Below are 14,405 nucleotides of genomic sequence, written 5' to 3'. Positions count from 1 at the left end.
TTAGACTGCAAGCGGTTGATGCCCTTCTCTTGAGCTTTCGTCGTTCGTCTACCGGAGATCCCGCGTGTCCAAGAACCAAGACGCTGCCTTTTGGCAGAACGCCCGGCAACATCTGATCCGCTACGGCGGCACGTTCGAACCCGCGATCATCGAGCGTGCGCAGGGCAGCTTTGTCTACGACGCCGACGGCCGAGCGATTCTCGACTTCACCTCGGGACAGATGAGCGCTGTGCTCGGGCACAGCCACCCCGATATCGTGTCGGTCGTGACGGAATACGTTGGCAAGCTCGATCACTTGTTCAGCGGCATGCTGTCGCGTCCGGTGGTCGATCTGGCCACTCGGCTGGCGGAAATTACGCCGCCGGGCCTCGACCGCGCGCTGTTGCTCAGCACGGGTGCGGAATCGAACGAAGCGGCCATTCGCATGGCCAAGCTCGTGACCGGCAAGTACGAAATCGTGGGGTTTGCCCAGTCGTGGCATGGCATGACCGGCGCGGCGGCGTCGGCGACCTACAGCGCAGGCCGCAAGGGCGTCGGGCCTGCGGCGGTGGGCTCGTTCGCGATCCCCGCCCCGTTCACGTATCGCCCGCGTTTTTTGCGCGACGGTCAGTACGATTACCTCGCGGAACTCGACTACGCCTTCGACCTGATCGATCGGCAATCAAGTGGCAATCTTGCCGCCTTTATCGCGGAGCCCATTCTCAGCTCGGGCGGCATCATCGAACTGCCGCCGGGCTATCTGGCCGCGCTCAAACGCAAATGCGAGGAGCGCGGCATGCTGTTGATCCTCGACGAAGCCCAGACCGGCGTGGGCCGCACCGGCACGATGTTCGCGTTCGAGCACCACGGCGTCACGCCCGACATCCTCACGTTGTCGAAGACGCTCGGGGCCGGGTTGCCCCTCGCCGCCGTGGTCACGTCCGCAGAGATCGAAGAACGTGCGCACGAACGCGGCTATCTGTTCTACACGACCCATGTCTCCGACCCGTTACCCGCTGCGGTGGGTCTGCGTGTTCTCGATGTCGTGGCGCGTGATGGTCTGGTTGCCCGCGCCAACGTCATCGGCGAGCGCCTGCGGACCGGCTTGCTGGACCTGATGGAACGCTTCGAATGCATCGGCGACGTGCGCGGCCGCGGCCTGTTGCTGGGCATGGAAATCGTGAAGGACCGCCGCACCAAGGAACCGGCCGATGGCCTCGGCACGCGCATCACACGCGAATGCATGAACCTCGGCCTGAGCATGAACATCGTGCAACTGCCGGGCATGGGCGGCGTGTTCCGGATCGCCCCGCCCCTCACCGTCAGCGAAGCGGAAATCGACCTCGGCCTGTCACTGCTCGGGCAGGCTATCGAACGATCGCTCTGACGCGTTGCTTCAGTCGTAAAAAAGCCCCGTGATTCGCTTCATCGAAGCGCACGGGGCTTTTCTTCAGCCAGCGATTGACGGCTAGCTTAGTCCTGACGTTGCGGACGTTGCACGTCGCGGAAGATGTACTTCAGCGCGTCGGGCAGCGTGCTCGACCAGACCGGCCACTCGTGCTTGCCATCCACGATGCGAAGCTCGGCCGGTTGCTTGTTGGCGCGCAGCAATTCATAAAAACGCGTGGCTTCCGACTCGATGTTGAAGTCGTCGTCATCGCCCGAGTTGATGTACATCGGCACCTTGATGCCCTTCTTCAGAAACGCGTCGAAGAACACCGGATAGTTGTTCGCCTGCCAGACGCGCGCACTGTACTCGCCGCCCGTATTGGGTTCGGCAAACACCTTCACGAAGCGGGCCGACGAATCCTTGGGCGGTTCCGGGTTGTAGATCGCCGGACTGAGCAGCGCCGCCGCCTTGAACTTCTCCGGGTACTTGAGCACGTAACGCAGCGCGCCATACCCGCCCATCGACAGGCCGCCGATCAGACGGCCATCGCGGGTCGTGATCGTGCGGTACGTTTTCTCGACGTGGGGAATCAACTCGCTGAAGAACGCCGTCTCCATGCGTTCTTTCAGATCGACATACCAGTTGGTATTGGCGTCCGGCATGATCACGATGGCCGGGGGAATGTCGCCGTGGCTGATCAATTTGTCCATCGTCGACTGCATATGGCCCTTGACCACCCAGTCGTTACGCACGCCATCGTTGCCGTGCAGCAGATACAGCACCGGGTACGTGGTCTTGCCCGACGATTCATAGCCCGTCGGCAGATAGACGTTATACGTGAGCGGGCGCGACAGGTTCTTGCTGTACACCTCGCTGGAAAGCACCTCGCTCGCGTTGGCGAACGAACTGCTCAGTGCTGCTGCGGCGATGACACCCGTCGCCACTTGTCGTGCGAAGCTCGCACCGGTTTGACCGAACATCTTGAACACATACCCTCCTGGGGGAAATCGTGACGCTGTCTAGTTATCCAGAACACCCGGCTCTGAATGCCGGGCGCCCGAAAGATTAACATTTGAAATGATTTTCAGGGGATGGAATCGATGGCCGGCGCGCATGTTCAGTACACCGTGTCATCCTCGCCAGTGGTTCGCCGGTGGCTGCGGCGTGCGCGCATCAACACCACGATCGGCAGCGGCAACGCCACTACCAGCAGCAACCAGAGCAACGCGTAGACAGCGCCCAACCCGTCGTTTTGCAGGTTGACGTAGAGCTTGACCGGAATGCCTTGCGGAAAGTACGCGAAGATCATCACGATGCCGAACTCGCCGATGACACGCACCCACGCGATGACCAGACCGGTGGTCAGACCGCCGCGCGCGAGTGGCAACGTCACGTGCCGGAACACACGCCATGGCGTCGCACCGAGCGTGCTGGCGGCCATCGGCAGCACGGGCGGCACGGCCTCGAAGGCTGCGCGCGCCGCGAGAATGAAGTAAGGCAGTCCGCCGTAGACCTGCGACAGCACAAAGGCCGGGGCATTGTTGCCGAGCAGAATGCCGGCGCGCGACAGCAGCGAACCAAAGGTGCCGACCGGGCCATAGGCGGACGCGAGCAGAATGCCCATCGCGAGTGGTGGCGTCATCAGCGCCACGAGCACCAGCACTTCTGCCACACGTGCCATGCGCGAGCGCGTGGTAGCCAGCCAAAGTGCCACACGTGTGCCGAGCGCGACGACGATCGCCGTCGAGAGGCACGACAGCCCGAGCGACACCGCGACGGCATCCCAGTCGCCATAAGCAAGCCTGAAATGACGCCACGGCGTTTGCGCCACCAGCGCGACAAATGGAATCGCGAGCAACATCCACGTGATGCCATCGCTCAGACGCGCCACGGCGCGCGGCGTACCACGGATCCACTTCAACACGTGCTTGTGCGCCGCTTAGTTGTGCTGCGGGTACAGCGCGTCGCCCTTCGGCTTGCCATATCCATTCGCATCAAACAATTGCTGGCCTTGTGTCGACGTCATGAACGCGATGAATCGCTCGGCGGCCTCGGGGTGCGGCGAATTCTTCAGCTTGGCGGCGTAGAACACGAGCGGTTGCGGACGCACGGTCTTGGTCTTGCCATCGGCACCGGGCAGCGAGAAATCGACTGTGTCGTACCAAGCCTTGGCAAACGCGGGATTGCTCAGGTTGATTTCGTCCGGCAGCGCGATGTAGGGCAGCTTGGCCGAACGCGTGGCACTCTCATAGCCTGAGGCGGCATCGACCTGCCCCGCTTCCAGCCGCGTGAGCAGACCACCTTCACCGAACACCTGCTGCGGGTTGCGAATATCGCCGAGCACCGATTGGGCCAGCCCCGGCTGGTCGTAGTACTTCTGCGCAAGCATCAGCGTGAACACGATGTTCTGCCCCTGCGGATCGGTCGCGGGGTCAGTCCGGCCGAAGCGCAGCCCCGGCGTCTGCAACACCTTCCACCAAGCCGGGTGCGCAGCGTCGCTGCCGGCAAGCCGCAACGCGTCGCCAAAGCGGCCCTTCGGGTTGTACGCGATCACCATGCGCGTGCTGGCGACCGGTACCGCCTCGTCGATCAACCCCGCGTCTTTGAGAATGGCCATCGGCCCGGGGGTGATCGAGACGAAGACATCGGCCGTCGAGCGTCCCGACGCCAGCAAACGGGCCAGCCCATAGGCGCCCTCGCCTTGCCCCTGATAGGTCACATGTTCGCGCTGCGCGAACGCCGGCCCCAAGGCCTTGTCCATCACGACACCCATCGACCCGGCGTACGCGACACGGAACGTCTCGTCCGCCTTGGCGTGTGCGACAGCCAGTGCCGCCGCCGTGAGACACAGGGTATGCTTCATCGTCGCGACGACGCGCGCAGAAAACCACTTCTTCTTCACAGCCGGAACTCCGTTATATAAGTTGTTATATAACGAATATCATATATTAGATTTTGATGAGCGATCTACCCTACCTTGATTACACGGCGTTGCTGACGCTCGCCCAATCGGCGGCGAATCTCCCGTCTGCGACAGCCCCCTGCTCGTGCACCCGGACCCCGCTCGACGGCTGGGCCAGCCTGCCAAATTCGCTGCCCGATGCCCAGTTGGAACCCATCGCAACACTCATGGCGCCGAACGACACACAGGAACCGACGTTCGCCGAGTTTCATCCGAATGGCACGTCGTACTGGGCAGTCGATGCGCCGATCGCACCCCGTTATTTCCCCTACAACCGAAGCCAAGTCTGCCGCTGCCGCGAGTGCGATCGTCTGTACCTTCGCTATCAGGAAGGCGGTGGCTACTTTGTCGATCAGCGCGTACGACTCGTCGATCCTTCGCTGATGGTCGACGCCCTCGTCGACGCCGACGACACGCATTGAATTCCACACGGGCGGCAAAACCCGGCGCAGAATTGTTGCCATTGGTTTTCATTCGTTTTGATGTGTTTTCGTTTGTGAACGAGCATGAACGAAAACAGCAAATCTGCGACAAACGAAGCGTCAAAAAATCCAATTAGAACAAGGCGCTTCGCAATATTCATCATCCGATTCATCTAGTTCGGATTGCGACATAACTGCACGAACAGGTTCTCGCGCGCGGAGTCCAAGCGCCCATGCGAAAAACCCAAATCTCCGCTTCGGAACCCGTGTTCCCTTCGGCCTCGATGGCTGCCGGCTTTGCGTCGGGAGGCCTCGCCGATCTGTCGTCACGCCCCCGGCCAATAGCCGCCCGCCCGAGCCGCATCAGACGATTCGCGGCGGCGGCCATAAGATCGCCCGCCGCTTACGTTGCGCTCTATGCCGTGATCTGGTCGCTGGTGAGCGCGATGCTCGATCCCACGGTGCCCTTCGACGCCGTCGAAGCGTTCAACTGGGCACGCAATGCCGAATGGGGTACGCCGAAGAATCCGTGGCTCGTCGGCCTCTCGATGTGGCCCGCGCTGGGACTGGAAGGCAATGCCCTGAGTCTCTATTGGTACGCGTCGCATTTTGCGGGTGTCGCCATCGGCATGCTCGGTGTCTGGCACCTTGCGCACCGGCTGTCGGGCAGCCGGCGTCTCGCATGGCTCGCCATGTTGACCCTGCATGTCTCGGGAGCCATCAACATCGACATCCTCCCGTACAACGACAACTTTCTGCTGGTCATGCTCTGGCCATGGATGCTGTGGTTGTTCATTCGGGCGCTGTACGACACGCCGCGCCTCTGGCCGGTGTTTGCACTCGTCGCCGGTCTGGCCGCGATGACGAAATACTCGACGTTCGCGCTACTCGGCACGATGTTCATCGTCACGCTCTGTACACCGCAGACACGCCGACACTACCGGCACCCGGCGTTTCTGCTGGGCCTTGCCCTCTTCGCCGCGATCGTCCTGCCGAATATCGTCTGGCTAGCGCAACACGACTTCGCCGCGTTTCGCTGGGTCGACGATCAGATCAAGCCGCGCCTGAACTCGCGTGCGCTGTGCGGGGCACTGAGCGCGTTTTATCCGCTGATCGTGCTTGCGCTGATCGTGCGTTTGACGGGCGGCCGCCTGACCTGGCCTTGGCGAGTGCCATACGATTCGCAGAATACGACGGGCCCCGCCTGCTCACCGGTCGCCATTGCCGCGTGCGTGTTGTTGCCGCCGCTGGTGCCGATCCTGCTCTACTTCACATGGCACGAAGGCGGCCGCATCTCCGAATGGTTGCAACCATTTGCCGTGCCCGCGCCAGCGCTGCTGGCCGCGTGTGTGTGGCCCGGCACGAATGCGCGTTTGTGGCGAACCACGCGCTGGTTGCCTGCGGCTGGGGTGCTGGTGCTCGCGGGTTACGCGATATTCCTGAGCGCCAATTTCCGCAACGCCGGGCAGAAATTCGTGGGATTGAAGACCGCGAGTCTCGCGTTGGAACAGCGCTGGCAGACGCGTTATCACACGCCGCTGCGCTACGTCGGTCATGACAATGTCGCCAAGTGGGTGACGTTCTATGCGCGGGGTAATCCGCATTTGCTGATGCGCTGGTCACCCGAACACCGGCCCAACATCTATACGAAGGATATCGACGCCGCCGAGGTGCGCGCTCACGGCGCAATGCTGCTGGGCCACCCGGGGCGGCCATGCCGCAGAGCCGGTTTCGGCAAGACACTGGTGCAATGGCCCGATCTGGAAATCGACGCGTACGAGACGGTGCCGTTCTCGTATCACGGCGGCGCAGAACCGGTGACGATGTGCGTTGCCTACATTGCGCCGCAGCGCTGAATATCTAAAGCACTATCGCTTCGTTGCCCGTGCGAGACCGGTATGGATAATCGGACGTCCACAGTCTCTTCTGATACGGGCAACGCATATGGCGCACTCCGGCAATCCGACTCGTCGACAATTTCTCACGCTGCTCGGCGCATGCGCTGCGGCCGGCACCGCCTCCTTAGCCTTGCCGGCACGCGCCGCCTTCGAAGCGGGCAAATTCCGTATCGGCTATCAGAAGGCCGCGAGCACGCTGGTGCTCGCCAAGGCAAACGGTTCACTGGAAGCCAGGCTGCGCCCGCTGGGCGTGCAGGTGACATGGGCCGAGTTTGCCGCCGGGCCGCAGTTGCTCGAAGGCCTGAACGTCGGCGCGATCGATTTCGGTTACGTGGGAGAAGCGCCGCCGGTGTTTGCACAGGCCGCCGGGGCCGACTTCGTCTACAGCGCCTATGAGATTCCGACGCCGTTGGCCGAAGGGGTCGTCGTCGCCAACACCTCGCCGATCAAGACAGTCGCCGATCTCAAGGGGCGCAAGGTCGCGTTCAACAAGGGCTCGGATGTCCATTGGTTCATCATCGCCCTGCTGCGCAAACATGGACTCGACTTCGGCGACATCGAACCGGTCTATCTCGCCCCGGCCGACGCGCGCGCCGCGCTCGAGCGTGGCTCGGTCGACGCGTGGGCGATCTGGGATCCGTTTTTCTCCGCCGTGCTCGAACAGAGTCCGGTGCGCTTGCTGGCCAATGCCGAGGGCGCGGCCGATCACCATCAGTTCTTCCTGAGCCAGCGGACCTTCGCCGAGAAGCGCGCCGATGTCATCAAGGCAACGCTCGACGCGCTGAGTGAAACCGGTCAGCAGATTCGCGCGGATTACGCCGGGGCCGCCGCCAAGCTCGCGCCGATTCAGGGGCTGGACGCGAAGATCATCGAGAAGGGACTGCGGCACTACGCCCACATTTACAAACCCGTCTCGAAACCGGTGCTGGAGGCGCAACAGCGCATCGCCGACACCTTCCTGCAACTCAAACTCATCCCCCGCCCGATCCGTGTCGCAGATGCGACACTTCCCAACGCCATCGGCTGACATCCCCGATAAAACGGCTTTCCGCTTGGCAAAGCCGGTGCGAATGTGACAGAATTCGCAACTCAGTTGCATTGTAATTGAGTTGCATTATCGCGTGCGTCCTGCTTGGGACAGCACCCTCCTGTCACCGTCTTCGTCTTCGATTGCGCGCACCGGCCCATGTTTCGCCGCTGGCTTCCCCTCTGGCTCGTCGTTTGCCTGCTTGTCTCGCAGGCCGCGCTCGCACGCCATATCGTGGCGCACACGGCCGTGGCGCTGGGCATCAGTGCCGCACGCGCTCAGCTAGACAACGCGCTCGACAATGCCTTCGAAGCCAGCGCCGGTAGTCCACGCGCCGATCAGCACGCCAGCCCGCACGACGATGGTGTCTGTGAAGAATGTCTGGCATTCATCGCCGTCGATGTCGCCCTGACCAGCGTCCCTGCCATCACACCGATGGCAGCCGTGCGTGAATGGCATTACCCGCCAGCGCCGCCCGTGCGCGTGCGTTCGATCTCCCCGGGCCCTACCCGTAACCGCGACCCGCCCGCCGTCTCAGTGTTGTTCGCCTGAACCAGAAGATTCGCCGTCGTCGATAACTCACCGGTAACTCGTGGATAACGCGAGGTATGCCGCGCGAGCGCCTGCCTGCGCCCGCGTTCGACCGCACGGCGTCCACACGTCACGCACACTGAGGATCGGCATGATTGCCAACTCCGGAACCAGCTTCAGAAGCGCGCGGTTCGCCGCGCTCACCCGCCACGCCATTGCTGCCGCCGCAGCCTCGGCCTTCGTCGTCAACGTTCACGCGCAAAGCACACCGGCCCCCGCCGGAAACGACGCGGCCAAGAGCGACCCCAACGTCTCGCTGTCCGGCACCACGATTTCGGCCAAGCGGCTCGATGCGGCGCGCAACGCGCTCTCCCCCGACACCGGCAGTTCGGTCTACAACTTCGACCGCACCGACATCGAGACGCTGCCGCTCGGCGCCAACACGCCGCTCAATCAAGTCCTGCTGCAAGCGCCCGGCGTGGTGCAGGACTCCTACGGGCAACTGCACGTACGTGGCGACCATGCCAACTTGCAGTACCGGATCGACGGCGTGATCATTCCCGAGGCCATCAGTGGCTTCGGTCAGGCGATCGATGCGCGTATTGCCTCGCAGATCAACCTGATTACAGGCGCACTACCGGCCCAGTTCGGCTATCGCACCGCAGGCATTGTCGATATCCATACGAAGGGATCGCCCGGTGAGGCCGCCGACAGCGGCGAGCCGCCGAAGGCCTTCGGCGGTGAAGTCGGCGTCGTCTTCGGCAGCCACGCCGACCGCGAGGTCAACACCCAGTTGTACGGCACCAAGGGGGCGTTGTCGTATTACTTCAGCGCGCGCGTGTCGGCCAACGACCTCGGCATCGAGAATCCGACCGGCGATCGCAACGCTATTCACGATCACACGAACCAGACCAACGCGTTCGGCATGATGTCGTATCTGCTCAACGCCGATAACCGTGTGTCGTTCATGTTCGGCACGGCCAATAATCGCTTTCAGATTCCCAATCTGCCGGGCGTCGCACCGTCGTACACGCTCGACAGTGGCGTGATCCCCGACTCGGCCAGCCTGAACGCCCATCAGCAGGAACGTAACGACTTTCAGGTGTTGTCGTGGCAGAGTCATCTGTCGCCGCAACTGGACACACAGATTTCGCTGTTCCACCGCACGACCCGTGTCGACTACACCCCCGACCCGCTCGGCGATCTGGCGTACAACGGCGTCGCGTCCGACATTACCCGGCGCAATGAAGCCTATGGTGTGCAGGCCGACAGCAGCTACAAGCTCAACGACCGCCACACGCTGCGCTTCGGTCTGTTCGTGCAGCAGGAACAGTTCAGCGTGAACAACACGTCGAGCGTGTTTCCGGCCGTGGACGGTCAGCAATCGAGCGGCACCCCCTTCACCATCGTGGACAACGCGAGCGATCGCGGCACCACCTACGGGCTTTACCTGCAAGACGAGTGGAAGGCCACCGAGCGCCTGACGATCAACTACGGCGCACGCTACGACCACGTCAACACGGTGACCGACGAGGGGCAGCTCTCGCCGCGTCTGGGTCTGACGTACGACTTGTCGAGCCGAACCCGGGTGCACGCCGGTTATGCGCGCTACTTCACGCCGCCGGCCACCGAGAAGATCGATACGACGTCAGTCGCCAAATTTCTGAACACGACCAACGCGCTGCCGTCCGATGCCAACACGGCGGTGAAGGCCGAGCGCTCTGACTATTTCGATCTGGGGATTTCGCATCAACTGACCTCGTCGATCACCGTGGGGCTCGATGCGTACTACCGGCACGTGCGCCATCTTCAGGACGAAGGGCAGTTTGGCAATGCGCTGATCTATTCGACGTTCAATTACGACAAGGGACGCGTGTACGGCGTGGAAGGTACGGTCAACTTCCATCAGGGCAATGTGGGGGCGTATCTGAATGTGTCGGTGTCGCGCGCGATGGGTGAAGGCATCGAAACCGGGCAATTCAATTTCGGCGCCGACGAGCTTGCCTACATCAACAGCCACTGGGTGCATCTGGATCACGACCAGCAACTGACGGCGTCAGCCGGTGCGTCGTACCAATGGGGCAAGACCCTGTTGTCGACGGATGTCCTGTTCGGTTCGGGCCTGCGCAGCGGCTTTGCCAACACCGGGCACCTGCCAGCGTATTTTCAGGTCAACCTTGGCGTGGGCCAGAAGATCGACCTGCCGGGTCTGGGCCGGTTCGACGCGAAGCTCTCGGTCATCAACCTGTTCGACCGCGTGTATGAACTGCGCGACGGCACGGGCATCGGCGTAGGCGCGCCGCAGTTCGGGCCGCGCCGCACCTTCTATCTCGCAATGTCGAAGCCGTTCTGAGTGTGACGCCGCCGCTGTCGCTTCGCTTGTCGTGAGCGCGCGACGCGGCGGCCCGCTGCCTCAGCGACCGCCCGACTTCCGCCGGAATTCGGTCGTCGTCTCCCCCGCATAACCCCAGTTATCCGTGTCGACTTCCTCGATCACGATGTGCGTCTTTTCCGGTGCTTTGTTGAGTACGCGTTGCAGCGTTTCGGTCACTTCACGGATGACCTGCGCCTTTTGTTCGGCGGTGTTCCCTTCACGGGTAATACGAATGCTCACGAATGGCATGATTGGCTCCCGGTTGTCTCAACGGCCTGCGCTGTATCCGCCGTCGACCGGCAGTACCGTGCCCGTCACGAATGCGCCGTTCACCAGATAAGCCACGGCGTCGGCAATCTCTTCGACCTTCGCAATCCGGCCGAGCGGATGGATGCGACTCAGTGCCTCGTGCGTCGCGGCCGGGTGCATCGGCGTATCGACCACGCCCGGTGCCACCGCATTGACCGTCACACCGAACGGCGCCAGTTCGAGTGCTAGTGCGCGAGTCGCCTGATTGAGCCCGCCCTTGAGGACAGCGGCCATGAGCGCCGGCACCGCCGTATTCGCTTGCATCGCCACCGCCGCCGTGATGTTGATGATCCGCCCGGCACGGCGCTCACTCATGTGGCGTGCGGCTTCCTGCGAGAAATACAGCGTGCCTTTCAGGTTCGTGTCGATCTGCTCGTTGATCTCTTCCGGCGTGAAATCAACGAACGGCTTCGCGGCGAAGATGCCGGCGTTGTTCACCAGCACATCCACGTGACCGAATGCCGCGATGGCGCTGGCGAACACCGCTTTTGCCACGCCCGGCTCTGCCACGCCGCCTGCCAGCGGTAAAAATCGCTCACCGGCATCCAGAAGCGCGGCCGTCTGGTCAAGCCGCGCTTGGCTGCGGCCCGTGCCGACCACGTTGTAGCCGTCTTTCAGAAAACGTTGCGCCAGCCCCAGCCCGATGCCGCTGGATGCGCCCGTGATGACAACCGTCTTGTCCGATTTGCTCATGATGACCCTCTCGTAAAAATTGCCCTGCCAGTGCATCGCCCTCTGCGAACGCCCCGCGGGTTGAGAGCCACTTTATTGATGAATCAAGACGCGAAAAACACATGCCGCTACACTTGTCTTTTTACATCGTGTAATCAATATGCAGCGGCAATTCGACGACGTCCTGCTCGGCAGCATCGAACTGTTCTGTCTGGCGGCCGAGGCAGGCAGCTTCACGGCGGCTGCCAATCTGGCCGGGGTAACACCTGCTGCCGTGAGCCGCTCCGTCGCCCGGCTCGAGCAACGGCTGGGCGTGCGCCTGTTCGTGCGGTCCACGCGCAGCATTCGGCTGACCGAGGGCGGCAGCGCCTATTTCGAGGAATGCCGTACCGCGCTCGCCCTGCTGACCGAGGCGGAGCGCCGTGTCTCCGGCGCGCAGGTCCAGCCCTCCGGTACGGTACGTATCAGCGTGCCCACCACCTACGGCCACTACCGGCTGCTGCCGCTGCTCCCGGCCTTTCGTGCGAAATACCCGCTTATCAAGCTGCACGTGCAGGTCAGTAACCACAACGTCGACCTGCACGAGGAGCGCTTCGACTTTGCGATTCGCTTTCGTGCCCAGCCCGAATCGAGTCTGGTCGCCCGACATCTCGAAGACGCCACCCTCGTCGTCATCGCCCACCCCGACTATCTGAAACGCGCGGGCACACCGAAGACGCTCGCCGATCTTGCCGATCACGATTGCATCGAATTTGATTTGCCGAGCACTGGCCGGCCGATTCCGTGGCTGTTTCGCGAGGCGGGTAATGACGTGGAGTACGCCGCGCAAGGCAGCTATCGATGTGCTGACGACGTCCTCTCGGGCGTGACGCTTGCGAAGGCCGGTGCCGGACTGTTCCAGACCTACCGCTTCATCGTGGAAAACGATCTCGCTACCGGACGGCTGGTGGAGGTACTCGCCAGCATCGGCGGCCGGTCACGCCCGGTCAGCTTGATGTATCCGCATGGCAAGACGCTGCCGTCGCGCGCCCGAGTCTTTGTCGACTACTTGCTCGAAGCCGTGGCCGAGACGCGCAAACCCTCAGTGGCTGGCGGCAGCCGCCGACGTCGGTCAACGCCTTGACGGCGTACCCAGCGTCTCGTCGAGGAATGCCATCAGCGCCTGTAGCCGCGCCGTCCGGCCACGCCGGGTCGGCACCAGCAAGGTGACCGGCGCGCTGTCGAAGGTCCAGTCGGCCAGCACGCGAACCAGCGTGCCGGCCGCGACGGCCTCACGCGTGTCCCACTCTGAGCGCAGCACCAGTCCCAGCCCCTGCTCCGCCCACTCACGCGCCACACTCCCGTCGTTGCTCGTATAGGCAGGCACCACGCGCACACTGTCGCGTGCGGTGGCTCGACTGCCACGCACACCCTTCGCCACGCCCGGTCGCCGAAAACGCCACAGCGTTACGTCCTCATCGTTCTCCCGAATGCAGATACATCGATGACGCAGCAGATCGTGCGGCTCGGCGGGCATACCGAAGCGGCGCAAATACGCCGGGCTCGCGCACAACCAGCGCGCGTTCGGTGCCAACGGACGTGCAATCCATGACGAGTCCCGCACCGCGCCCACATGGATGACGGCGTCGGAATCGTGCTTGTCAGGCCACGGCGTCTCGCGCAAATCCAGTTGCAAGTGCAAATCGGGATGCAACTGGGCAAAACGCGCCAATGCGGGGGCGACGTGATGACGTCCATAACCGAACGGTGCTGCAACGCGCAACGTACCGGTCAGCCGGCTGTCGTCACGTCGAAACGATTCGGGTAACGCGTCGAGCTGCGCAAGCAGCGCCGCCCCCTCGCGAGCGAAGCGTTCGCCCTCTGCGGTCAGGCTCAGCTGGCGCGACGTTCGCGTGGCGAGCGCAAGCCCCAATGTGGCTTCGAGCTTGCGCAAGCGCGCGGACAACGCAGGCGGTGTCACATTGAGCAATCGGGCCGCTGCGCTGAGCGATGGCGCCTGTGCCAGCGCTTCGACGAGCCGTAGGTCTTCGATCTGGATCATTAACCTGTGCTTAAGCATTGATGTTCCGGAATTTAACCACGGGTAACGGTATCGTTTCTACACTTAAGGCCAGTGACGATGCCGTCAACCGTCTTCCCTCATCGAAAACCCAACGACAAAAGGCCCCCGAATGCCCACTCACGACGCTTCCGCTCCCGCCGCTTGGCCGCGTGCCGTCTTGTTCGACCTGCTCACCGCGTTGCTCGATTCATGGACCGTGTGGAACACCGCCGCTGGCAGCGAAGCCACCGGCCGCGCGTGGCGCGCAGAGTATCTGCGCCGCACCTACGGCTGCGGGGCTTACGTGAGCTATGAGCAACTGGTGCGTGAGGCCGCCGAACACGTCGGCCTGCCCGCATCTGCACCTGAAGCCCTCGAAGCGCAATGGGCCACGCTGCCCGCTTGGGACGGCGCCCGCGAATTGCTTCAGGCGCTGCGCCCCCATTGCAAGCTGGCGGTGGTCACGAACTGCTCCGAGCGGCTGGGCCGACAAGCGGCCGACCTGCTCGGTATCGACTGGGACGTGGTGGTGACCTCCGAACAAGCGGGCTTCTACAAACCCGATCCGCGCCCGTACCGGCTGGCCCTCGCGCAATTGGGGGTATCGGCTGACGAAGCGGCCTTCGTTGCGGGCTCCGGTTACGACCTTTTCGGCACCTCGGTGGTCGGCATGCGCACGTTCTGGCATAACCGCATCGGCCTGACCTTGCCCGAAGGCGCGCCATCGCCCGAGCGCGAAGCCCCCACACTCGAGCCCGTGTTGCCGTGGCTGCGCACGTTCGGCGCAACGGCTTGAGGAG

General features: G+C 63.0%; 14 protein-coding genes. 8 read left to right on the top strand and 6 right to left on the bottom strand.

Annotated elements, in window-relative coordinates; genetic code table 11:
* The first annotated feature begins 64 nt into the window (after positions 1-64).
* On the top strand, positions 65-1,366 hold the full coding sequence (locus CDV46_RS24665; RefSeq protein ID WP_087687661.1) for an aspartate aminotransferase family protein: 1,302 nt from the start codon (positions 65-67) through the stop codon (positions 1,364-1,366).
* Positions 1,367-1,452: 86 nt separating this feature from the next.
* On the opposite strand, the gene CDV46_RS24660 is transcribed toward CDV46_RS24665, so the two are convergent.
* From CDV46_RS24660 to CDV46_RS24650, 3 genes are all read right to left on the bottom strand, one after another.
* Positions 1,453-2,349 carry an alpha/beta hydrolase gene (locus CDV46_RS24660; RefSeq protein WP_087726083.1) on the bottom strand — a complete coding sequence of 299 codons (897 nt, stop codon included), beginning with the start codon at positions 2,347-2,349 and terminating at the stop codon, positions 1,453-1,455.
* A gap of 137 nt (positions 2,350-2,486) precedes the next feature.
* Positions 2,487-3,293: a molybdate ABC transporter permease subunit gene (locus CDV46_RS24655; protein ID WP_254916210.1), complete on the bottom strand. Its 807-nt coding sequence runs from the start codon at positions 3,291-3,293 to the stop codon at positions 2,487-2,489.
* Between the two features lie 15 nt (positions 3,294-3,308).
* Positions 3,309-4,271, bottom strand: a complete 963-nt coding sequence (locus tag CDV46_RS24650; protein WP_249277461.1) for an extracellular solute-binding protein — start codon at positions 4,269-4,271, stop codon at positions 3,309-3,311.
* A gap of 56 nt (positions 4,272-4,327) precedes the next feature.
* Between CDV46_RS24650 and CDV46_RS24645 the strand changes: the two genes are divergently transcribed.
* The 5 genes from CDV46_RS24645 to CDV46_RS24625 all read left to right on the top strand — a co-directional run bounded on the left by CDV46_RS24645 (position 4,328) and on the right by CDV46_RS24625 (position 10,562).
* Positions 4,328-4,753, top strand: coding sequence for a hypothetical protein (locus tag CDV46_RS24645; protein ID WP_087725589.1), 426 nt, complete (start codon positions 4,328-4,330; stop codon positions 4,751-4,753).
* A gap of 233 nt (positions 4,754-4,986) precedes the next feature.
* The gene (locus tag CDV46_RS24640; protein WP_217896769.1) at positions 4,987-6,609 is read left to right on the top strand and encodes a glycosyltransferase family 39 protein; all 1,623 of its coding nucleotides are present in this window, start codon (positions 4,987-4,989) and stop codon (positions 6,607-6,609) included.
* An 88-nt stretch (positions 6,610-6,697) separates the two neighbouring features.
* On the top strand, positions 6,698-7,678 hold the full coding sequence (locus tag CDV46_RS24635; RefSeq protein WP_087725585.1) for an aliphatic sulfonate ABC transporter substrate-binding protein: 981 nt from the start codon (positions 6,698-6,700) through the stop codon (positions 7,676-7,678).
* Between the two features lie 159 nt (positions 7,679-7,837).
* Positions 7,838-8,230, top strand: a complete 393-nt coding sequence (locus tag CDV46_RS24630) for a hypothetical protein (RefSeq protein ID WP_087725583.1) — start codon at positions 7,838-7,840, stop codon at positions 8,228-8,230.
* A gap of 130 nt (positions 8,231-8,360) precedes the next feature.
* Positions 8,361-10,562: a TonB-dependent receptor gene (locus CDV46_RS24625; RefSeq protein WP_087725581.1), complete on the top strand. Its 2,202-nt coding sequence runs from the start codon at positions 8,361-8,363 to the stop codon at positions 10,560-10,562.
* Between the two features lie 60 nt (positions 10,563-10,622).
* Here CDV46_RS24625 and CDV46_RS24620 read toward each other — a convergent pair whose 3' ends face one another.
* Complete coding sequence (locus CDV46_RS24620; RefSeq protein ID WP_087687667.1) at positions 10,623-10,832, bottom strand: tautomerase family protein; 210 nt, start codon at positions 10,830-10,832, stop codon at positions 10,623-10,625.
* A gap of 18 nt (positions 10,833-10,850) precedes the next feature.
* A complete protein-coding gene (locus CDV46_RS24615) occupies positions 10,851-11,585 on the bottom strand; it encodes an SDR family NAD(P)-dependent oxidoreductase (RefSeq protein WP_087726081.1) in 735 nt (244 codons plus the stop codon).
* A gap of 139 nt (positions 11,586-11,724) precedes the next feature.
* Here CDV46_RS24615 and CDV46_RS24610 point away from each other — a divergent pair, with 139 nt between their 5' ends.
* Positions 11,725-12,687 (top strand): LysR family transcriptional regulator, encoded by a 963-nt coding sequence (locus CDV46_RS24610; protein ID WP_087725579.1) that lies wholly within the window; start codon positions 11,725-11,727, stop codon positions 12,685-12,687.
* Here CDV46_RS24610 and CDV46_RS24605 read toward each other — a convergent pair.
* Positions 12,676-13,605 (bottom strand): LysR family transcriptional regulator, encoded by a 930-nt coding sequence (locus tag CDV46_RS24605; RefSeq protein WP_087687670.1) that lies wholly within the window; start codon positions 13,603-13,605, stop codon positions 12,676-12,678. The genes CDV46_RS24610 and CDV46_RS24605 overlap by 12 nt on opposite strands.
* A gap of 130 nt (positions 13,606-13,735) precedes the next feature.
* Here CDV46_RS24605 and CDV46_RS24600 point away from each other — a divergent pair, with 130 nt between their 5' ends.
* Complete coding sequence (locus CDV46_RS24600; protein WP_087725577.1) at positions 13,736-14,401, top strand: HAD family hydrolase; 666 nt, start codon at positions 13,736-13,738, stop codon at positions 14,399-14,401.
* Positions 14,402-14,405 lie beyond the last annotated feature (4 nt).

This window comes from Pandoraea sp. PE-S2T-3, from assembly GCF_002179965.1.
Classification (GTDB): domain Bacteria; phylum Pseudomonadota; class Gammaproteobacteria; order Burkholderiales; family Burkholderiaceae; genus Pandoraea.
This window is presented reverse-complemented; position numbering and strand designations above follow the sequence as displayed.